The 22062-nt window shown below is 77.6% G+C and carries 10 protein-coding genes; 9 read left to right on the top strand and 1 reads right to left on the bottom strand.

Features of this window, described 5'->3' with window-relative positions; all coding sequences use genetic code 11:
- Positions 1 to 18: 18 nt before the first annotated feature.
- The 9 genes from ACFV7Q_RS28380 (at position 19) to ACFV7Q_RS28340 (ending at position 18603) form a co-directional block, all read left to right on the top strand.
- A complete protein-coding gene (locus ACFV7Q_RS28380) occupies positions 19 to 2196 on the top strand; it encodes a putative baseplate assembly protein (protein WP_385432535.1) in 2178 nt (725 codons plus the stop codon).
- Positions 2196 to 4400, top strand: a complete 2205-nt coding sequence (locus tag ACFV7Q_RS28375) for a phage tail protein (protein WP_385432533.1) — start codon at positions 2196 to 2198, stop codon at positions 4398 to 4400. Before ACFV7Q_RS28380 ends, ACFV7Q_RS28375 begins: the two co-directional genes overlap by 1 nt.
- Positions 4401 to 5166: 766 nt before the next feature.
- Positions 5167 to 7083 carry a hypothetical protein gene (locus ACFV7Q_RS28370; protein WP_385432531.1) on the top strand — a complete coding sequence of 639 codons (1917 nt, stop codon included), beginning with the start codon at positions 5167 to 5169 and terminating at the stop codon, positions 7081 to 7083.
- The gene (locus ACFV7Q_RS28365; RefSeq protein ID WP_385432529.1) at positions 7076 to 9133 is read left to right on the top strand and encodes an ATP-binding protein; all 2058 of its coding nucleotides are present in this window, start codon (positions 7076 to 7078) and stop codon (positions 9131 to 9133) included. Before ACFV7Q_RS28370 ends, ACFV7Q_RS28365 begins: the two co-directional genes overlap by 8 nt.
- Positions 9130 to 10707: a hypothetical protein gene (locus ACFV7Q_RS28360; RefSeq protein WP_385432528.1), complete on the top strand. Its 1578-nt coding sequence runs from the start codon at positions 9130 to 9132 to the stop codon at positions 10705 to 10707. The genes ACFV7Q_RS28365 and ACFV7Q_RS28360 overlap by 4 nt, the downstream gene beginning before the upstream one ends.
- Positions 10704 to 12149, top strand: a complete 1446-nt coding sequence (locus tag ACFV7Q_RS28355) for a hypothetical protein (RefSeq protein ID WP_385432526.1) — start codon at positions 10704 to 10706, stop codon at positions 12147 to 12149. The genes ACFV7Q_RS28360 and ACFV7Q_RS28355 overlap by 4 nt, the downstream gene beginning before the upstream one ends.
- Positions 12150 to 12285: 136 nt before the next feature.
- Positions 12286 to 13023, top strand: coding sequence for a BTAD domain-containing putative transcriptional regulator (locus ACFV7Q_RS28350; protein ID WP_385432525.1), 738 nt, complete (start codon positions 12286 to 12288; stop codon positions 13021 to 13023).
- A gap of 20 nt (positions 13024 to 13043) precedes the next feature.
- Entirely contained in the window at positions 13044 to 16472 is a 3429-nt protein-coding gene (locus tag ACFV7Q_RS28345; protein ID WP_385432523.1) for a DUF3376 domain-containing protein, read from the top strand.
- 55 nt (positions 16473 to 16527) lie between these two features.
- Complete coding sequence (locus ACFV7Q_RS28340) at positions 16528 to 18603, top strand: SpoIIE family protein phosphatase (protein WP_385432522.1); 2076 nt, start codon at positions 16528 to 16530, stop codon at positions 18601 to 18603.
- A 76-nt stretch (positions 18604 to 18679) separates the two neighbouring features.
- Here ACFV7Q_RS28340 and ACFV7Q_RS28335 read toward each other — a convergent pair whose 3' ends face one another.
- The gene (locus ACFV7Q_RS28335) at positions 18680 to 21493 is read right to left on the bottom strand and encodes a SpoIIE family protein phosphatase (protein ID WP_385432520.1); all 2814 of its coding nucleotides are present in this window, start codon (positions 21491 to 21493) and stop codon (positions 18680 to 18682) included.
- Positions 21494 to 22062 lie beyond the last annotated feature (569 nt).

Raw genomic sequence — 22062 nt, 5'->3', positions numbered from 1 at the left:
AGGCCGGGTGACGACGGAATGCCGCTGATCGGCCCCATCCTCGACGACCGCACCTTCGAACAGCTCCGCGACGAGCTGGTCAAACGGATCCCCGTCTACGCCCCCGAATGGACCGACCACAACGCCGGCGACCCCGGCATCGCCCTCCTCGAACTCTTCGCCCACCTCGGCGAGTCACTGCTCTTCCGCTTCAACCAGGTCCCCGACGCCACCAAGGTCGCCTTCCTCCGGCTGCTCGGCGTACGCCCCCGCCCCGCGCTCACCGCCCGCACCCTCCTGACGCTGCGCACCGAGCGCCCCGAAGGCGTGCAGGTGCTGCGCGGCACCGAGGCCCGGGCCGGCGCCGTCCCCTTCGAAACGGACGACGAGACCGTCGCCTGGCCCCTGGACGTCCTCGCCGCCGGCAAGACCCCCGTCGCCCCCGCCCCGCCCGGCAGCCCGGAGAGCCGCCGCCGGGACAACGCCGTCGAGGCCCTGCCGAAGGCCGAACGCGACCGCGTCGCGGCCGGCGCCCCGGTCACCTTCTACACCACCACCGAGGTCCCCGCCGACCCGCTCGACCCCGACCGGCGGCCCCTCGACGTCAGCACCACCCTCGACCAGAGCCTGTGGATCGCCCTCCTCGCCCGCCCCACCACCGACCCCGCCCGGCTGCGCGGACAGACCCTCTTCCTCGGCATCGTCCCCGACGAGGAACTCCGCCGCCCCTACGACCTCGTGGCCCGAGACCCCCGCGACCCCACCCGGCTGCGCGCCGGCGACCTGCTGAACGCCCCGCCCGGCTTCCTGTGGGAACTGTGGAACGGACCCGCCGCCCGCACCCCCTTCACGCCCCTCGCCGTGCTCGGCGACACCACCCGCGGCCTCACCACCGCCGGCGTCGTCAGCATCGCCCTGCCCGCCGCCTTCCCCGCCCACCCCCCGGGCGGGCCCGGCACCGGCGGGCCGCACAGCCCCCCGCAGGTGGACGACGCCCCGACCGCCGCCCGCGTCCTCGGCTGGCTGCGCGTGCGCCGCCCCGCCGGGGAGAACGACGCCATCCACCGCATCCGCTGGGTCGGCGTCAACGCCGTCGGCGCCGTCCAGGCCCGCACCGCCGTCCCCGAACTCCTCGGCACCGGCACCGCCGAGGCCGGGCAGGTCCACCGGCTCACCCAGCGGCCCGTCCTCCCCGGCACCGTCCGCCTGGAGGTCGAGGAACCCGACGGCTGGCAGCCCTGGACCGAGGTCGAGGACTTCGCCGCCAGCGGCCCCCTCGACCGGCACTACACCCTCGACCCCGACGCCGGGCTCGTCCGCTTCGGCACCCGCGGCCGGCTGCCCCGGATCGGCGAACGCATCCGCGTCCTCGGCTACCGGTACGGCGGCGGCTCCGCCGGCAACGTCCCGGCCGGCGCCGTCACCGCCCTCACCGGGGTCTCCGGGGTCCGGGCCGGCAACCCGCTCCCCGCCGCCGGCGGCGCCGACCCCGCCTCCCTCGCCGACGCCCTCGAAGCCCTGCCCGCCGAGGTGCACCGCCGCGACCGCGCCGTCACCACCGACGACTACCGCGCCCTCGCCCTCGAAGTCCCCGGCGTACGGCGCGCCGAGACCCTGCCCCTGCTCCACCCCGACACCCCCGGCCGGCCCGCCGCGGGCGTCGTCAGCGTCCTCGTCTTCCCCGCCGAGGACCTCCGCGACCCCGGCGCCCCACTGCCCGACCTCGCGCTGCTGCGGCAGGTGGCCGCGTACCTCAACCCCAGGCGCCTCGTCACCGCCGAGCTGTACGTCATCCCGCCCACCTACGTGGACATCGCCGTATCCGTCGGCATCCGGACCCGGGAGGGCTACCAGCCCGACGCCGTGCGCCGCTGGACCGAGCTGATCCTGCGCCAGTACCTGGCCCCGCTGCCGCCGTACGGGCCCGACGGCGCGGGCTGGCCGCTCGGCCGGGCCGTACGGCGCGCCGAGCTGGAGGCCGTCGCCGTCCAGGTGGAGGGGCTGGAGTACCTGGAGGGCGAACTCGCCCTCGCCCGGCGCGGCCAGGCCGGCTGGACCCCGCTGCCGCTGGTCCCGCTGAACCCGTGGGAGGTGCCCCGGCTCGCCGAGATCACCGTGGTCACCGGCAGCCCGCTGCCCGTCGGCGCCGGCTACGGCACCCCGCCCGCGCCGCCCGGAAACCCCGTCGTCGTACCGCTCCCCCCGGAGGTGTGCTGATGCACGGCGACCGCACCACCGCCCTGATCGCCGACCCGGACCAGTGGGTGCGCTGTCGCCACGAGTCCACCGCCCTGCTCGACGGCGGCGGCGTCCAACTCGCCTGGGAGCCCGAGGACGAGCCCGAGGCCGGGCCCGATCCCGAACCCGGGACCTTGACCGGGCCGGGGGGAGCGGGTTCCGCGGCCACCGCGGGCCACGGCCACGGCCCGGCCGGGCTCGCCTTCGACCGGTGGGGCCGCGCCTACCGCTCCCACCCGCGCGCCGGACGCGTCGACGTCCTCCCGCGCGGCGCCACCGCCCCCGCTCCCGGCCCCGCCCCCCACCGGCCCGGCACCCTCTGCGTCCCCCGCGGCCTCGCCGTCGACGCCGGCCAGCGGCTCCACATCGCCGAATCTGGAGGCGCCGCCGTCCACGTCGTCGACCTGTGGGGCGAACGGCTGCTGCGCCGCGTCCCCGTCCGCACCCCCGTCCACCCGCACCGCCGACCCCTCGACGTCACCGCCCACTGCGGGGCCGTCGCCGTCCTCGTCACCCGGCCCGCCGGCATCGTCGTCCTCCAGGGCCGCCGCGGCCCCCTGCGCGGGCCCGCCCTCCACCGCCCGCCCGGCGCCGACGGCCTGCGCCCCACCCGGATCGCCGACCACGCCGGACACCTGTACGTCCTGTGGACCGGCCCGGCCGGCGGCACCGCCGTCATCGCCCGCGCCGACGGCACCCTTCCCCTCACCGTCGACGCCGCCACCGACCTCGACCTGGCCACCGACGGCACCCTCGTCGTCGCCCGCACCCCCGGCCTGCCGTTCCGCCGCTTCCGCCCCGACGGAACCACCGCCTGGGCCGAACTCGAACCGCTGCGCGCCCCCGACTACGACGGCGGCGCCATGACCGTCGACCCCGACGGCCGCACCGCGTTCACCACCGTCGCAGGGACCGCCCGTACCGCGGGGGCCGCAGCCCGCTACACCCCCACCGGCACCGTGATCGGCTACCGCCTCGACGCCGGCGAGTACCGCACCCGCTGGGGCCGCCTCTTCGTCGACGCCTGCATCCCGCCCGGCACCGACGTCCGGGTCAGCTTCCTCACCGACGACGAGGACACCGTCCCCGACCCGCTGCCCTGGCAGCCCCCCGTCCGCGGGCCGCGCGCCGTCCACCGTCCCGACCTCACCCCGCCCCTGCCCTCCCGCGCCGGACGCGCCGCCCGGCTCCCCGCCCCCGCACCCCTGTTCCGGCGTCCCACCGGACGCGAACTGCCCTGGACGCAGATCGACCCCCACGACGCCTACGAGACCTACGAAGCCCCCGTCCAGGCCCCGCCCGGCCGCTACCTGTGGATCGTGCTCCGGCTCACCGGCACCCTCCGCCTCACCCCCCGCGTGCGCGCCCTGCGCGTCGAACGGCCCGGGCACCGGCTCTCCGCGAGCCTGCCACGGGCCTGGAGCCGCGACGAGGGCGACGCCGCCTTCCTGCACCGCTTCCTCGCCCCCGCCGAGGGGATGCTCCACGAGATGGACTCCCGCGCCGCCCTGCGCACCCTGCTCCTCGACCCCCGGACCACCCCGCAGGAGGCCCTCGGCTGGCTCGCCGGACTGCTCGGCCTCGCTCTGGACCGGCGCTGGCCCGTGGCCGCCCGCCGCGAGCTCATCGCCCAGGCGTACGACCTCTTCCGCATCCGCGGCACCGCCGCCTGCCTGGAACGCATCCTGCGGCTCTACCTGCCCGTCCCCGTCAGCGTGGTGGAGCACTGGCGGTTCCGCGGACTGGCAGGCGCCGTCCTCGGCACCACCCCCGGCGGGCCGCCCGCCCCGGCCGTCGGCGGCGCCGCCACCACCTCCGGGGCGCTCGGCCGGTTCACCGTCGGCGGCACCCGTCCCGGTGAGGACGGCTACACCGCCGCCGCACACCGCTTCAGCGTCCTCATCCCCGCGGCGCCCACCCCCGCCCAACTCGACGTCGTACGCAGCATCGTGGAATCACACAAGCCGGCCCACACCCGCGTCGACATCTGCCCCCTCGGCGCCGGCATGCGCATGGGCCGCACCCTCCACCTCGGCCTCACCTCGGTCGTCGGCCCCGGCGCCGCCTGGGCCCCCGCGGTCGCCGGCCACATCGCGTTGGGCGCGAACGCCATCGTCGGCGTCCCGGCCGCGGGCTCCCGCATCGGGGAAACCACCATCTCCGGGGCGGTGCGCGTCGGATGACCGCCAACCACCTGACCGCAGGCGCACCCCCTCGCGCCCTCGCCCTCGCCCAGCCGCGGCCGCCCGGGGTCGCGCACGCGGACCGGCACGGGTCATCCGGCGGGTGCTGCGCCTCGTGCGTGTCGGGCGGCCCCGGTGCGCGCCGCACGGGTGGACCGGGAGGACCGGGCCCCGGCAGGGGGCCGCGCGGCGGGGTCGCACCGCCTGGGGCGAGCGCACACGACATGGTTGCGGCCGGTACGGCGACGGGAGTGCGTGCGCTGCACGGGCACCCGGTGTCCGGCGGCCGTGGTGCCCCGGGCCGACCCGGCGGGTGCGGGGGGTCGGACCCCGCATCCGGCCCGACCGGATCCTGCGCGGTGGAGGCGCCGGGCGGGACCCGCCGTCGGGGTGCGTGCGGCGCAGACGGGCTCGGTGGGCCGTGCAGTGCGCCGGGCACGGGCCGTGCGGCTGCTGTGGACGGGTGCTCCTGGGCGGGCGAGCCGACGGGGCGGGACCGTACGCGGTGCGCGGGCGCCCCCGGCGGGCGGCCGGGGGGCACCGGCGGCCTGCACCGTCCGGGCGGGCCGCGCGGGTATCCGCGCGGGTGTCCGGGTGCGGGGGGAGCGGGCCGCGCGCAGCGTCCGCGTCGTGCTTGCCGGAGGAGTGCGGCGGTCCAGGTGGACGGGGGAGCCGTGTGCGTCGGAGCGGTGGCCGGGGCGGGGTGGGTGCGGTGAGCGGGGGGCGGCCGGGAGCTGCGGCGGGGCCGCAGTTGGTCGTCGGGCGGTTGTCCGCCACGCTGCGGTACGACCCCGGCCAGGTGCCGCCCGCGGCGGACCGGTTGCAGGGGCCGCTGCGGCACGCCGTCGACGGCCACCTGGAGGCGGCCCTCGGCGCCCTCGCGCTGCCGGCCGGGCGGTGGTGCCTCGCCCGGCTCGACCTGACCCTGCCCCTCGACCTGGACCGCCCCGACGCGGCACTCGCCCGCGACTGGGCCCGCGCCGTCGCCGCCGCGGTCGAGCGGACCGTACGGGAGGACCACGGCGCGGCCGTCCACTACCGCAACGACGCCGACCTGCTCGCGGACGCCGTCACCGGCCTTGCCACCGGGCACCTCGAACGCCTGTGGGCCTGGCGGCAGACCGGCCTCGTACTCCCCGGGGACCCCGCGCCCGGGGCGGTCCCCGGCGAGGCGGTGCTCGCGGTGCTCGAACGCCACCCGCGACGGGCCGCCGCGACCGTGCTCCGCGCCGCCGAGCAGTGCGGAGCGGCCGCCCTGGACCGGGCCCTCGGGCGCCGCGGCTGGCAGCGGCTGGCCGCGCTCGTGACCGGCGCTGCGACCGGCAACGCCCCGCCCCCGCCCGGCGACACGGCCCCGGACCCCGCCACCCACGCGCTGGCCCGGACCCTGCTGGCAGGGTCCCGGTTCGCCGCCCTCCTGCGCGCCGCCCGGCTCCGCCCGGCCGAACCGACCGCAGCCGCCTGGGCCGTGCTCGTCCTCGCCGAGACCGACCCCGTCGCGCTGCACCGGCCCGGGGCACGCCCCGGCCTGCACCGCCTGCTCACCGGGGCGCTGGGCACGGCCGGTGGCACGCCCGCCCGGCTCGACGCCGCCCAGCGGCCGTCCCCGTCGCAGGCGGAGCCACAGCCGGTCGATCCGGCCCGCCCCCCGACCCCCGGGCCGACGGGCCCGGAGACGCGGCCCGGGAGCCCGGGCGGGGCGGCCGCGGGAGCCGTGCCCGCCCGGCCCGCCACGCACGCCGTCGGCCCCGGGGGCCGCGCCCCCGCGCAGAACACCCCCGCCGAGCAGGGAACCGTACGCACCCCCGAACCGGACGGCTCCCCGCTGGCGGAGGCACCCCTCGGACCCGCCCGCGAACCGGCCGACGGGCCCCCGCCCGAGGGCGTGCCGACCGACTGGGCCGGACTGCTGTTCCTGCTGGCCACGGCGGCCGGGGCCGGGCTCCCGGACCGGGTCCTGGACGATCCCGCCCTGGCCGCACGGCCGTTGCCGTGGGTGCTGCACGCCGCGGCGCGCGCCCTCGTACCCGCCGTCCCCGTGGACGACCCGGCCGCCCTGGCCTTCGCGGGCCTCGACCGGACACGGGCTCCCCGCGTCCTGGACGCCGAGCCGCCCACACCGGCCGAGCAGGCCCGGATCGACGCACTCGCCACCGCCTGGGCCCGGGCCACCGTCGCCCGCCTGGCCTCAGCGGCCACCCCTGCCGCGGCGGCCGCCGCCACCGCCCCGGCCCCGCCCGCACCCTCCTCGGCCACCGCTCCCGGCTCGCCGTCCCACCTGCCCGCCGCAGGTCCGGGGCGCGGCTCCGGGCACCCGGGGCCGGGGACCGCGCCGCCGACCACGGCCCCGGACGCCCCGCCCGTACCGCGTGCGGACAGCGGCCACCCGGAGCCCGCCGCCCGGCCGGCACCGCAGGACCCTTCCGCCGCGGACGTGGGTTCCCCGGCCCTCCCGCCCGGTCGGGCGGCTCCGGCGGGGAGCGGCGCGCCGGTCGCCGTGGAGGCGGGGCGGATCGTGGCCGGGGTGGCCCGGCGGCGGGGGCGGGTGGTCGCCGAAGCGGGGTGGATCGAGGTGGTGCTGGCCGCCCCGGACGCCGATCCGTGGCTGCGGCGGGCCGGGCTCGACCTCGATCCGGGTTGGGTCGGCTGGCTCGGGGCCGTCGTGAGGTACCGCTATGTCTGACCGCATCAGCCGTGACCTGTCGCTCCGGGCCGCCGCCGTGGCCGTGCGGGTCGCCGAGCTGCTGGAGACCACGTGCAGCGAGGAGGCCGGCGCCGAGCCCGCCGCCTTCCTGCGCGACTGGGCCGCGGCCGCCGAACGCCGTGTCCCCGGACCGGCGGCCCCCGGCCCCGCCCCGCTCGACCGGCTCGTGCGCTGCTACCGGCTCGGCGCCCTGGAGACCGAACTCGTCCTGTTCGCGGGGCTCCCCGACGAGCACGAGGGCCTCGCCCGGACGTTCCGCACCATGCACCCGGCCGGCGCCCCGCACCCCAGCATCGGCCTCGCCGGGCTGCTCGTCGACCGTGCCGCCCGCTCCACCACCGGCACCGCCGCCCCCGACCGGGTCGCACTGCGCCGGCTGCTGCACGAGGGCCCGGCCGTACGGGCCGGGCTGCTCGCGCTGACCGGCGACGGCCCGTTCCACGAGCGCTCCCTGACCCTCGCCGACCACCTGTGGGAGGCCCTGCACGGCCACCCGGCCCGGCCCGCCGCGCTGGAGCCGGCCGACGCCGGCCCGCCCGTCCCCGGGCTCGACGGCTGGCTCGCCCTGCCCGAGAGCGTCCGGGCCGTCGCCGCGCTCCGCTCCCGCGAGCCCCGCACCCTGCTCGTCAGCGCCCCCGACGAGACCGTCGCGCTCAGCCGCTGCGCGGCCCTCGCCGGAGCCGCCGGGCTCGACGTGTTCGCCGCCCGCGCCCGCCCCGACGACCCCACGGCCATGGGCCTGCTGGGGCTGCACGCCGCCGCCCGGGGGGCCGTGCCCCTGCTGGTGGTGGCCGGGCCGCCGCCCGGTACGGGCCCGGCCACCCCCGCCGCGGACCGCATCCCGGGCCCGCTGCTGATCTGCGCCGCGCCCGGAGCCGTGCGCCCGGGGCCGCAGCGGCCCGTGCTCACCGTGCCCGTCGGCCCGGTCGGCGTGGCGGACCGGCGCCGGGCCTGGCGGGCGGCGCTGCCCGGAACCCCCGACCGGGCCCCGGAACTGGCGGCCCGCCACCCCCTCGACCCGGCGCTCACCGCGCAGGTCGCCCTCGACGTGCGCAGCCGCGCCGCCCTCGCCGGCACCGGTCACGACGGCCGCCCCGACGTGTCCGGTGCCATCCGGGCCCGGGCCGGGGCCCTGCTGCCGCCGGGCGTCGACCTGGTCGGCCCGAGCGCCCCCTGGTCGCGCCTCGTCCTCTCCGCGGAGGCCGACGGCCAACTGCGGGACGCCGTCGCGCGGCTGCGCCACCAAGCGCTCGTCCTCGACGACTGGCGGCTGCGGGAGACCGCCCGGGCCGCGCGCGGCGTACGGCTCCTGCTGACGGGGCCGCCCGGCACCGGCAAGTCGCTGGCCGCCGAGGTGCTGGCCACCGAGGCGGGCCGGGACCTGCTGGTCGTCGACGGCTCCGAGCTGGTCTCCAAGTACATCGGCGAGACGGAGAAGAACCTCGCCGCCTGCTTCGAGGCGGCCGAGCGCACCCAGGCCGTGTTCCTCCTGGACGAGGCCGACGCCCTGTTCGGGACCCGCACCGAGATCTCCGAGGCGAACGACCGGTTCGCGAACATGGAGACCGCGTACCTCCTGCAGCGGCTCGACCGGTTCGACGGCCTGGCCGTCCTGACGACCAATCTGCGCCAGAACATCGACGCGGCGTTCATCCGCCGCATGGACTTCGTCGTGGAGTTTCCGCTGCCCGACGAGGCGGGCCGGCACCGCATGTGGGACCTGCACCTGCCCCGCGCCCTGCGGCACGCCGACGTCGACCTGGCCGCCCTCGCCCAGTGCTACCCGGTACCCGGCGGCTGGATCCGCAACGCCGCGATCGGGGCCGCGTTCCGGGCGGCCGACGAGGCCGGGCAGGTCCGGCAGGCCCACCTGGCCGGCGCGATGCGGCGCGAGTACGGCAAGGCGGGCCGGCCCTTCCCCGGGGACCCGGTCACCCCGGGCGGCGCCGGCGCGGACCGCCGGGCGGCGCAGGCCCTGGCCGCGGCAGGCACGGCGAGCGACACGTTCACCCGGAAGGAGAACCCATGACGGCCCTCGGCACCGGCGGTACCCCGTGCGGCTGCGGTTGCAGCGGCGGCGGCCCGTCCGCCCCGGACCTGCCCACCGGCCCCTCGCCCGGAACCGGGCCCTGCGCAACCGGCCCCTGTGGCGGGGAGGAACTGCCCGCCAACCCGTTCCTCGCCCTGCGGGTGGCCTTCGGCATGCTCCTCGGCGAGGACGACTTCCGTGTCCTGATGGGCAATCCGCGCGGCAAACTCATGCTCCACAACGCCTGGTTGCACGGCCCCGGCGTCATCTGGGGCCTCGGGGTCACCCGGGACGGCGACGAACTGCAGGTGCTGCCCGGGCTGGCCGTGGACGGGCTGGGCCGCGAACTCGACCTGGAGGCGCGGTGGTGCCTGTCCCTGACGCAGTGGGCGAGGGAGTGGGCCGAGCAGCACCCCGCCGAGCCCACGGCCGCGCCCGCGGGGCACGAGGGCCCCGGTGAGCCCACGGGGCCCGCGGGGCGCACGGGGCACATGGCCGGGCCGGTGGCCGGGCCCGCCGCCCGCCCGTCGGTGCCAGCCGCGGCCGCCGCCCGCCCCGCCGCGGACGAAGGCCCCTGCCCACCCCGCCGCCGTACCGCCGAGGCCTGGATCGTCGCCGAGTTCGCGTCCTGCCCCGACCGTCCGGTGCCGGCCCTCGCCGACCCCTGTGACGTGACGCGCCGCCACGACGACCACTCCCGGACCGTGGAGACGGCGACGGTCACCGTCCGCACCCGTCCGCCCGAGCCCTGGCGCCCGTACCACCGCGTACGGGTCCTCCTCGGCCTCGACGAGGCCGGCGAGGGCGACACCGCCGGCCGCGAGGCGCTCCGCGAGGCCGCCGAAGTCGCCCGGGTCCCCGCCCACCTGCGCGCCCCGGCGCTGCTCGCCGCCTTCCGCCGGCTCGCCGCCGCCGACGCCACCGAGCAGGCACCGCGGTGCGAGGAGGGCGACGCCTGCCCGCCCCGGGCGCCCGTGACCGAGGAGCACGCCCCGGTCGTCCTCGCCCGCCTCACCGTCGGGTTCACCGAGTACGACGGCTGCGTGCGCGTCGAGGAGGTGCACGCCGATCCCTCCGTGCGCACCGCCGTCCTGCCCACCACCACCCTGCAGGAACTGGCTTGCGGCCTCGCCCCCGGCCTTGTCGGCGCCGTGCCCGCGGCCGATGCGGGCGGTCCCCGCCTGGTCCGCGACTCCGTCGCCTGGAGCCGCGAGCACACCGTCCTCACCTTCGACGTGACCGCCCCCCTCGCTCCCGGCTGCGCGGAACCGGGGGGCGTCGAGATCACCTCGCTCTCCGACACCGGCCGCGGCTGGGCGACCGACCAGGTCGCCGGGATCCGGATCTCCGCCGACGGCCTCCGGGTCCGGGTCGACCTCGACCAGCGGCCCGCGTACGAGACCGTCCGCATCCGCATCCGCGGCACCGGCCCCACCCCGCTGTACGGCGACGCGCCCCGCGCGCCCTTCGCGGGCCCGGCCGGCGGGCCGCCGGGCACCCCCGACGAGGGCCACGACGCCGTCGTCACCGTCCACCTGCCGCGTGGGTCGGCCCCCGAAAGGACCGAGGAATGACGATCACCGAAGGAACCGCCGACGGCGGGATCGACCGGCTCAACGCCTTCGACGGCCTGTTCCTGCGCGCCGAACACCTCAACCTCATCCAGGACTACGCCCGCGGACTCGCCCTCGCCGTCGGCGCCTCCGGCGGCCCCGGCACCGTCGAGGGCTACGAGGTCACCGTCCAGGACGGCGCGCTGCGCGTCGGCGCCGGACTCGCGGTCAACGCCGAGGGGCGGCCGCTGCGCTCCGAGCGGCTGGTGACGCTCCCGCTCACCGGTCTCACGCCGGGCCTCGACGGGTTCTGGTGGGTCGAGGTCGCCCCCGCCACCCGGGACCACGGGGAGGCCCCGGTCCAGGGCAGCTACTGCGACGACCCGTGCTCCGGGACGGGCACGACCCGGCACCCGTACACCGCCGAGGGGGTGCGGATCCGGCTGGTGGAGGACAGCGAACGGGGGCTCGACAGCCAACTCCCCGCCGCTCGGAGGAACTTCCTCGCCTCGCGGGTATTCGGGGCCGAGCGCACGACGCACTCCCCCTGGCCGTACGGCACCGCAGGCTCCGCCCTGCCCCGCGCCTGGGGGCCGCCGGCCGTCGGCCCGAGCCGGCCGACGGCCGTCCGCCTCGCAGTGCTGCTGCGCGTCCCCGGCACGGCCGACGGCTTCGAGGTCGACGTGTGGACCGCCCGCCGGGACCGGGGCGGGGCACCGCCGTACCGGTACTGGCAGGCGCGGCTCGGGATGCGCCCCTGGGACGTCTACACCGCCCAGATCCTGCAGTTCCAGAACCAGTTGGCGCAGGTCCTGGCAGCCTCAGGGACCCGGGCGGCCCGGGGTGCGGGGCACGTGCCGGGGGAGGGGCCCCCGGCCGCCGGACCCGGACCCGGGCCGGGGCCGCTGTTGGAACAACTCGCCCTGCTCGGCGAGCAGCAGTTCCTGAGGACCCACACCAAGGACCAGCTCGGCCGGGAGGTGGCGCGGATCGCAGCGGGCCTCGGTGCGCACCGAGGCCCCGCCGAGGCCGCCGCGCCCGCGGCGGCGGCCGCAGGCCCCTACTCGCTGGAGCAGTTGGGCCTCGTCGAACTGCCGCCCGCGGGGTACCTGCCGGTCCGCGCCGACGACGAACCGGAGGAGGGGGACGGAGACGGGGACGAGGACCGCAGCGTCCCGGGCCGCATCGAGACCCTGCTCGGGCCGCAGGCCCACCTGAGGTACTGCCGGTGCGGTCCGGCGGACATCGCCGAGGCCGTGGAGGAGGCCCGCAACCGCGACCGGATCCGGCTCGACACCCCCTCGTTCCTCGACGTCCTGGTGCCCGTCGACGAGGAGGGGCAACCCTCCGGTGACTGGGTCGCCTTCGTCCGGAGCCGCCGCCGCATCTGCTACGGCCCCGGCGCCGCGGCAGGCTCCGCGAACAGCGGGGCCGCGGACGGCGGCACGGGCACCAGGGGGTGACGCTGTTGCACTCGGTGACCGAGCGGTGACGGTCTGCGCATAGCATGGGCGGTCGGACTTCTCCACGGGAGGACCGCCTATGAACCAGCAGTTCCTCGAGTCACCGTCCCGCGCTCCCGGGGCGGATGAGGCGCCTATGCTCCATCTCCTCGGCGGCCCGCGCGTCGTCCACCAGGGGAGATGGCTGGACGTTCCGGAAGGGGGGAAGCGGCTGCTCGCGTTCGTCGCGCTCAACGGGGGCAGGGTCGAACGGAGGCACGCCGCGGGCACGCTGTGGCCGTCCGGGGACGACCTGAGGGCCGCGGGGAACCTGCGGTCCGCGCTGTGGCGGCTCAAGGCCGCCGGCATAGACCTGCTCGACTCCGACAAGTGCTCGCTCTCCGTCCGCGAGCACACCGTGGTCGACCTGTACGTGCTGTACGGGTGGGCCGGACGGCTCATCAACGGCACCGCCACCGCCCAGGACCTCTCCGCGCTGAAATGGCGCACCGACGCCCTCGACCTGCTACCGGGCTGGTACGACGACTGGGTGCTGCTGGAGCGCGAACGGGTCCGCCAGCGGCTGCTGCACGCCCTGGAGGCGCTCAGCCGCGAACTGGGCCGGGTCGGCCGGCACGCCGAGGCGGTGGAGTCCGCGCTGGTCGCGGTCAGCGCCGAACCGCTGCGCGAGAGCGCCCAGCGGGCCCTCATACAGGCGCACTTGGCGGAGGGCAACCTGGTGGAGGCCATGCGGGCGTACGACACCTACCGCACCCTCGTCCGGCGTGAACTCGGCGTGGATCCCGGGCGTGAACTCTCGGCACTCATACGCGACTTCTGCCGCACCGCCACCCGTTCCCGCGACGTCCTCGCCGCCCGGGTGCGGCACGCCTGATCCCGGGCCAAGCTGGGGGCATGAGCGACGACCCACAGGGCGGGCGCAGCTCCGAGCTGCGGCTCGCCCTCGCGATGCGCGGCGGGGTCAGCCTCGCCGTGTGGATGGGCGGGGCGTGTTGCGAGACGGCGGCCCTGAGGGCGGCGGCTCCGGCGGCGGACCCGGAGCCGGAAGCCGCCCCGGAACCGGAAGCCGCCCCGGAACCGGGCCCCCCGGAGGGCGAGGGGCACGGCCCGGGGCAGGGAGGAGCACGAGACGAGGGCCAGGGCGCCGGGCGCGGCCCCGGCCAGGATCAGGGGCCGCGGCAAGGCCCCGGGCGGGGCCGGGAGCCCGGGCAGGGCCCCGGACAGGGCCGAAACCCCGGCGGGACGGGCGTCTACCGGGGCCTGCTGCGGGCATGCGGCTACGACCACGTCGACATCGACGTCCTCGTCGGCACCAGCGCCGGCGGCCTCAACGGCGTCCTGATGGCCTGCCACCTCGTGTACGGAATGCCCTTCGGCAAGGGCGTCCGCGACCTGTGGCTGCGCCTCGGCGACCTCGAAGGGCTGCTGCGCCACTCGACCCCGTTCCGCGTACCGGCCTCGCTGCTGCGCGGCGACGAGGTCTTCTACCGGGAGCTGCGCGCCTCCCTCGGCACCCTCGTCGACCAGGCCCCGCCCGAATGGAAGGCCCCCGCCTCGCTCCGGCTCATCCTGACCGCGACCCGGCTGCGACCACGGCGCGACTGGGTGCGGCCCACCCTCGGCCGGCCGCTGCTGGTCGGCCGGTCCCACGCCTACTTCCGCTTCCGGCACCGCAGCGCCCTGACGGACTTCCCCGACGACACCACCGGCGCCGCCCGGGAGACCGCCCTGAACCGGCTGGCGTACGCGGCCCGCACGACCTCCTCCTTCCCCGGGGCCTTCGAACCGGGCCGCGTGTACGTCGGCAACGGCGCCCAACCGTTCACCGACCCGCTGCCCGTGGACATGCGGGGCGTCAGCAGCGAGACCGGCTACCCGGACGAGAACCTGGGCGGCTGCACCGAGCTCATGGACGGCGGGCTGCTGGACAACATTCCCGTCGCGTGGGCCGTCCGGGCCGTCGCCGCCGCCCCCGCCGACCGCAGCGCCGACCGGTGGCTGCTGTTCCTCCAGCCCGTCCCGCCGTTCCCGCCGACCCCCGAACGGGGCACCGCGCGGCGCGTCCCGCGGCTCGTGCGCACCGCCGCGGCCTCCCTGGCCGTGAAGGCCGGCACCGAGTCGCTCCGCGACGACGCCCTCGAACTGCGGGCCGCCGAGGTCGCGGCCCTGCAGCGGCGGAGCGCCGGCGGGGTGCTGCCCCTGGCCCTGGACGAGCTCCAGGACGCGGCCCTGACCCGGCTCCCCGCGTACCGGGTGAAGGTCGGTGCGGCCGAGGCCACCCGGCTGATCCGGCTGCTGGAGGACCCGGCCGAGGTGACCGGCCCGGACGGGCTGCCGCTGCCCGCCGGCCCCGGCCCCCTGGAGCCGCTGGACGCGGCCGGCCCGGGCTCCGTCATCCTCTTCGGGCGGCTGCGCCGCCCGGAGACCGCGGGCGGGCTGGTACTGCCGGCGGGGCCCGGCGCGCTCCCCGAACCCGGCCACTCCCCGCTGCCCCTGGCCCGCACGGTGCGGCTGCTCATGGATTGGGTACGGGCCTGGGAGTCCGGCGGGCCGCCGGTGGACCCGGCCGTCGCCGAGGACCTGCGGCGGCGGCTCTACGCCTTCCGCTTCGCCGTCGCCACGCTGGTCGCCGCGCGGGACCGCCTGCTCCTCGCCGCCTACCGCGACGAGCTCGCCCTGGGCCTGGTCCCCGCCGACGCGGCCGGCCCCTACCGGGCCGCCACCCGCCGCCTCGGCACCCTGATGCCGGCCCTCCCGCCGTCCGGCGCCGACCCGGTGCAGTGGGACACCTGGGCGGTCAACCTGGCCCAGGCCGTGACCGGCGGCCCCCCGCCCCCGGCTCCCGCCCCCGCGGTGCTGCGCGCCGCCCCCACGCCGCTCACGGACGTCTACGCCGGCCTGTGGGAGCGGCTCGCCGAGCTGGGCGAGGCGGTCCGCACGGCCCTGCCGGCCGGCATCGACGGCTACGAGGCGCTGGAGGAAGCCGCCGCCGCCGGCTTCCCGACCACGGCCGACGCCCTGGCCTTCGCCGAAGTGCTGCTCGGACCGCTGCGCCCCGGCCCCCTGGCCGAGGCCACGGACATCGCCTTCCACACGGTCTCCGCGGCCAACACCAGCTGGGCCACCGCCACGGTCCTCGACGGCGTGGCCCAGGACTCCCCGAAGGACCTGGTCAGGGCCAAGCTCAGCGGCAACCAGCTCAGCAACTTCGCGGCGTTCCTCAGCGCCCGCTGGCGGATGAGCGACTGGACCTGGGGCCGTCTCGACGGTGCCGCCTCGCTCGTCTCCGTGGTCGCCACCGACCGGCGCCTGGAGGACGGCTTCGGCGGCATCGACGACCTCACGGCCCTCGGGGAGAGCATCGCCGGGGCGACCGGACTCGGGACGGCGTTCATGGAGGCCTGGGCCGCGGACGTCGTGGCCGCCCCCGACCTGCCGCCCTGGGACCGCGTACGGGGCGTCCTCACCCAGCTGCGGCAGCGCGAGATCCTCGACGAGGAGCTGCCGCTCATCGCCGATCTGCACCGCAGCGGCCCGCGCGGCGGCAACCGGCCGCCGGACCCGCCGCCCGCCCCGCCGCCCCTGGAACCCGGCGCCTTCGACGGCGCACTGGACGCCTTCCGGGAGATCGGCGCCGAGGGCGTCGGTCGGCTGCTCCGCGCCCGTGACCCGCGCCGGTCCGCCCTGCGCGCCGGACTCATCGCCTGGCCGGCCCTCCAGCCCACCGGCCGGGCCGGCGCCCGCCTGGTGCAGGGGGTGCTCGGGGCGCTGAAACCGCTGGTCTACCTGCCGCCGTTGTGCGCGGTCCTGGCCCCCTGGCACGCCCTGGCCGCTGCCGCGCTGATGTGGACCGGCATCGCCTTCAGCACGGGCCGGTGGTCCTCCCTCCTCGGGCACGTCCCCGTCTGCCTGTACGCCATGGCCGCGCTGGCGGGCGTGGCGCGGCAGCTGGTCCGCCCGCCCTGGCCGCGCCGGACCACCGCGCTCCTGCTCGCGGCCGGCCCGCCGCTCGCCCTCTGGTTGCTGCGCGGGCTGCACCCCCCGGACGTCGGCGCCGGCTGGCGCACGGTGATCGTCGGCGCCGCCTTCGCCCTGGCCGCGGGGGCCCTGCTGGACGTGGGCGCCGACCGGTGGCAGCAGCTGCTCCCCGCGGCGGCCGCCGCGGGCGTGGTGGCCGGGCTGATCCAGTTCGGCCGGGGCCCGCTCGGCGGCTGGTGGGGTGCGCTGATCCTGTACGCCGTCCTGTTCTGGGTGACGTTCGTACTGCCCTGGCTGTACCCCCGGCCGCGCCCGCAGGGTGACGACGCGGGGCCCTCCCCCTGAGCCTCGGATAGGGTGAATCGGTAGGAATCGGACCCCCCGGGGTGAGGTCGGTGCGGTGGACGCATACCAGTCGACGAGCGAGGTCCCGGAGCGGCCGGCCGTGGCCGTCGGGTACGCGGGTGTGCTCCGGGAACTGCTGCCGATCGCCCTGTGGCGGGAGGACGCCGACGGGCAGGTCGTCGAATGGTCGCTGGCCGCCCAGGACCTGCTCGGGCACCGCCCCCAGGACATCCTCGGCCGCGCCGGCACCGAGGTGCTCGTCCCCGATGCCAACCAGGAGCTCGCCCACCAACTGACCCGGCGCGTGCAGGCCGGCGAGACCGTCGTCGGCACCCTGCCCGTACGCCACCGCGACGGCCACCGCGTCACCATGGAGATGTGGATCGTCCCCGCCGCCGACGCGCAGGGACGCACCGGCGCCATGCTGATCGCCGTGGAGACCTCCGAGGTCCTGCGGATGCGGGACTCCCTCGCCGCCCTCCAGTCCCTGTTCACCCAGTCGCCCATCGGCCTGGCCACCCTCGGCACCGACCTGCGGTTCCTACGGGTCAACGACGCCCTGGCCCGGATGAACGGCGTCAGCCCCGCCGGCCACCTCGGCAAACGGCTCACGGAGGTCGTCCCGGGCGTCAACGCCGACGCCCTGGAGGCGACCATGCGGCAGGTCCTGGAACGCGGCACGGCCGTCGTCGACGTCCGACGCACCGGCCGCACCCCCGCCGACCCCGACCACGACCACACCTGGTCCTGCTCGTACGCTCCGCTCCTCGACGTGTCCGGCCGCCCCCTGGGCCTGATCGCCTCGCTCATCGACATCACCGACAGCCAGCACGCCCAGATCGAGGCCGAACGGGCCCGCCGCCGCTTCGCCGTGCTCGCCGAGGCCGGCACCCGCATCGGCACCACCCTCGACCTGCGGCAGACCGCCGAGGAGATCGCCCAGGTCCTCGTACCGCAGCTCGCCGACTCCGCCGACGTACAGCTGCTGGAGGCCGTCCTCGCCCCCGACGACGCCGCCGGCTCGCACCGCGGCGTGCTGCGCCGCCTCGCGGCCGTCTTCCCCGATCCGACCGCACCCACCGCGAGGCTGCTGCCCGGCCAGACCTTCAAGATTCCCGCCGGGACGGTGTACGAGCAGGTCATCGACGCCGGCCGGCCCATGAACCTGTACCGCTCCGACATCCCCGCCCTCATCCCGGACCCGCGTGCCGAGCCGCTGCGCGCCTACCTCTCGACCCTCGGTTCCGCCCGGCTGATCCCCCTCGTCGCCCGCGGCACCGTGCTCGGCGCCGTCACCGTGACCCGGCTGGCCAGCCGCGAGCCCTTCGACGAGCAGGACTGCGTCCTGATCGACGAGGTCGTCGCCCGCGCCGCCCTCAACATCGACAACGCCCGCATGTACACCAACCAGCGCCGTGCCGCCCTCACCCTGCAACGCAGCCTCAGCAACAGCGCCCTGCCCCTGGTGAGCGGCCTGGAGCTGACGGGCCGCTACCTGCCGGCCAGCGACCACGACGTCGGCGGGGACTGGTACGACGTCTTCCAGCTGCCCGGCGGCCGCACCGGCCTGGTCATCGGGGACGTCATGGGACACGGCATCCACGCCGCCGCCGTCATGGGGCAGCTCCGCACCGCCGTCCGCACCCTGGCCCGGCACGGCGTGCCCCCGGCCCAGCTGCTCCGTTCCCTCGACGCGGTGGTGGCCGACCTCGGCGAGGACGAGATGGCCACCTGCGTGTACGCCGTCCACGACCCGGCCTCCGGCGGCTGCACCATCGCCCGCGCAGGCCACCCCCCGCCGGCCGTGGCCGCCCCGGGCGGGCAGGTCACCTTCCTCGACGGCCCGCCCGGCACCCCGCTGGGCACCGGCGGCCGCGAGTTCCGCACGGAGGAGGTGGCCCTGCCGTCCGGCAGCCTCCTCGTGCTCTACACCGACGGGCTCATCGAGGCCCGTGACCGCGACCTCGACCAGGGCATGGCCCAGCTCGGCCGGGTCCTGCGCGACCGGGACGTCCCCCTGGACCTGCTGTGCGAGGCGGTCCTGACCCACCTGCTGCCCACCGCCCCGCAGGACGACGTGGCCCTCTTGCTGGCCCGCACGGCGCCGGGCCGAAACCAGTCGCCCGGCTAGCCCGAGCGGGCTCGGGGGCTGCTTCGGGCGGGTCGGGCGGATCCGGCGGGTCGGGCGGCTCCGCCGTCGGGGCGGCTCACCAGGCCAGGTCCTCCAAGGCGTCCAGGTCGGGTGCGGGAACGGCGGGCTCGCCACCGTCCGTGAGCGGCAGCTCGGCCCAGATCACCTTGCCGCGCCGGGTGTAGCGGGTCCCCCAACGGTCCGCGTACTGGGCCACCAGGAACAGGCCCCGGCCCCCCTCGTCGGTGGTGGCCGCGTACCGCAGGTGCGGGGAGGTGCTGCTGGCATCGGACACCTCGCAGATCAGTTGGCGGTCCCGCAGCATCCGCACCCGGATGGGCGCGTTCCCGTACCGGATGGCATTCGTGACGAGCTCGCTCAGGATCAGTTCCGCGGTGAACGCGATCTCCTCCAACCCCCACGTGGTCAGCTGGGCGGTGCTCACCCCCCGCACCCGGGAGACGGCCGCCGGGTCCGCCGGCACCTCCCACTCCGCGATCCGGTCGGACTCCAGGCGCCGCGTGTCGGCGATCAGCAGGGCGATGTCGTCGCTCGGCGCCGGGAACAGCAGTGCGTCCAGCACGTCCCCGCAGGCCTGGTCGGGGCTGCGGCCCGGCCGGGCGAGGGTCTCGGACAGCAGCACCAGGCCGCTGTCGAAATCCCGGTCGCGGTCCTCCAGCAGCCCGTCCGTGAACAGCACCAGCCGGCTCGACTCCGGCAGCCGCAGCTCCACCGCCTCGAACGGCATGCCGCCCACCCCCAGGGGCAGGCCGACCGGCAGCTCGGGGAACTCCACCCGCCCGTCCGGCCAGACCAGCGCGGGCCCCGGATGTCCCGCGCTCGCCATCGTGCAGCTCCCGGACACCGGGTCGTAGACCGCGTACAGGCAGGTCGCACCGGTGACCGAGGCCGCCTCCCCCGCGCCCGCCAGGTCGTCGTCGTCCGGACCGGGGGCGGCCGCGGACTCGTTCTGGTCGATCCGGTCGATCAGCTCGTCCAGGTGGCCCAGCAGCTCGTCCGGCTGCATGTCGAGGGTGGAGAAGTTGTGCACGGCCGTCCGCAGACGCCCCATGGTGGCCGCCGCGTGCACCCCGTGGCCCACCACGTCGCCGACGATCAGCGCCACCCGGGTGCCCGCGAGCGGGATCACGTCGAACCAGTCCCCGCCCACCCCCGCCTTCGCCGGCAGGTACCGGAAGGCCGCGTCCACGGCGCTCTGGTCGGGCAGCACCCGCGGCAGCAGGCTGCGCTGGAGGGTGACTGCCGTCGCGTGCTCCCTCGTGTAGCGGCGGGCGTTGTCGATGGAGACGGCCGCCCGGGCCCCCAGCTCCTCCGCGAACGACAGGTCCTCCTCGTCGAACGCCTCGGGCGTGGCGGCGGCCCGCCAGAAGTTCGCCATGCCCAGCACCACGCCGCGGGCCTGCAACGGCACCGAGATCAGCGAGTGCAGCCCGTACTCCAGGGCTCCACGGGTACCGGCCTCGTCCTGGGCACGCCAGCCCATCGCCGCGTTGAGGTCCTCCGCGAGCACCGCCCGCCCGGCGTCCAGGGCCGTGGCCATCGGGGCCGTCGGCACGTCGAAGCGGATGACGTCCCCCACCGGCTGCAGCGGCTGGTCGGTGCGGACCCCGCCCATCGCCGCCCGCCGCATCTCCGAGTGCTTGCCGGCGGCGAGCGCCGGATCGTCCCCGTGCAGCACCGGCTCCAGCAGCTCCACCGTGACGAAGTCCGCGAACCGGGGCACGGCGACCTCCGTCAGCTCCTCCGCCGTGCGCACCACGTCCAGCGTCGTCCCGATCCGCACCCCGGCCTCGTACAGCATCTGGAGCCGCTCCCGGGCCACCTCGGCGCGCCCGGAGAGCGCGGCGAGCTCGGTGGAGTCGCGCAGGGTCATGACGCTGCCGGTGGGCCGCCCCTTGTGCGGCTGGGTGGGGCGCACGTTGAGGGCGAGGAGCCGGTCGCCCGCCAGGTGCACCTCGTCCGTCGCGACCCGCCCGGACAGCAGCAGCGAGGTGGTGCGGGCGTCGAGCCCGAGATCGGTGACGTTGCGTCCCTCGGCCCCGGGCGGAAGGTCCAGCAGCCGCCTCGCCTCGTCGTTCGCGAGCAGCAGCCGGTGGTCGGCGCTGATGATGAGGACGCCCTCGCGCACGGCGTGCAGCACCGCCTCGTGGTGCTCGTTCATCCGGGCCATCTCGGCGGCGCCGAGACCCCGGGTCTGGCGCCGTAGCCGCCGGCTGACCAGCGCCGCGCCGGCCGTGCCCACCAGCAGTGCGGCACCCGCCGCCCCCAGCAGCAGCGGCAGCTGGCCCTCCACCACGTTCGAGACGTTCTCGACGTCTATCCCGGTGGCGACCAGGCCCACGACCATCCCGCCCGGCTCCCGCACGGGCACCACCGCGCGGACCGCGTCTCCGGGCTCGCCGCGGAACAGCTCGATGAAGGACTCCCCGGAGACGGCCCGCGAGAGGTCCCCGCCGGCGCGCGCGCCGATCAGCTCCGGGCGCGAGTCGGTGTAGCGGATCCCGTTGGTGCTCATGACGGCGATGAAGTCGACGTCGGCGGCCTGGCGGGCGGCCTCGGTCAGCGGCTGGAGGGCGCGCGTGGGGTCGGGGGAGTCCAGGGCCGCCGGCAGGCCGGGGGCGTGGGCGAAGGCCTCGGCGGCCGCGAGGGAGCGGTTCCGCGCCTCGCGCTCGCTGTCGTAGCGGGCCTGGAAGTACAGCGCCAGCGCGGCGGCGGTGATCAGCAGGGCCACGAGGAGGGCCTGGAGCGCGAAGACCTGACCGGCGACGCTGTGCGCACCCCGGGAGAGGCGCGCGAGCAGTCTCGGGTCGAGCTCGGCCGACAGCCGGGGCGGTGACTCCCCGGGCGGTCGACCAAAACGTCCGGTCATGAGCCATTTCTAACACTGACCCGGTGATTCGCGCGTGGCCGCGGACCCGCCCCCGCCCGCCGTCCGGACCGCTCCCGGCGCGCGGGCGGCCGGCCCGCCGCAGGGCCGCCCCCGTCCCCGGAACCCACCGGCCGGCCGGTGCGTCCGGTGGCCTGTCGGGCAGCCGGCGGCACGGGGCATGGCCGTGGTACCGCCGGAACGGCGGCCGACCGGCCATGGCGGCCGGCCCGCCCGCTGACCGGGGCCGGCGGGCGCGCCGGTTCGTACGGACGGGCCACTGACCCCCGGTACGGAGGCGGCACCGGACTGCCGTACCGCGCCGGGGCGCGGCAACGGCCCTCGGCAACGGCCCGCGGTGCCAGTGGGCCGGTCGGGCTACCGTCCCCGGACTCCGGCCGCAGCTGCCCCGGCCCCGCCCGACGCGCCGGCCCGCCCCACCCGGCCGACTCGCCCGACCCCCGCTCCGGGCCCCGGGCCCCGGCCCTCCGGCGCCCGCCGCGCCCGGTTCCGCAGGGCGCGCCGCGCGCCGCCCCGCCACCGGCACCAGTCGCCCGTGCGGCGGGGGTCCG

Origin of the sequence: Streptomyces sp. NPDC059851 (assembly GCF_042732005.1) — a bacterium.
Classification (GTDB): Bacteria; Actinomycetota; Actinomycetes; order Streptomycetales; family Streptomycetaceae; genus Streptomyces.
The sequence above is the reverse complement of the archived record's forward strand: the minus strand, read 5'-3'. Positions and strand labels throughout refer to the sequence as shown.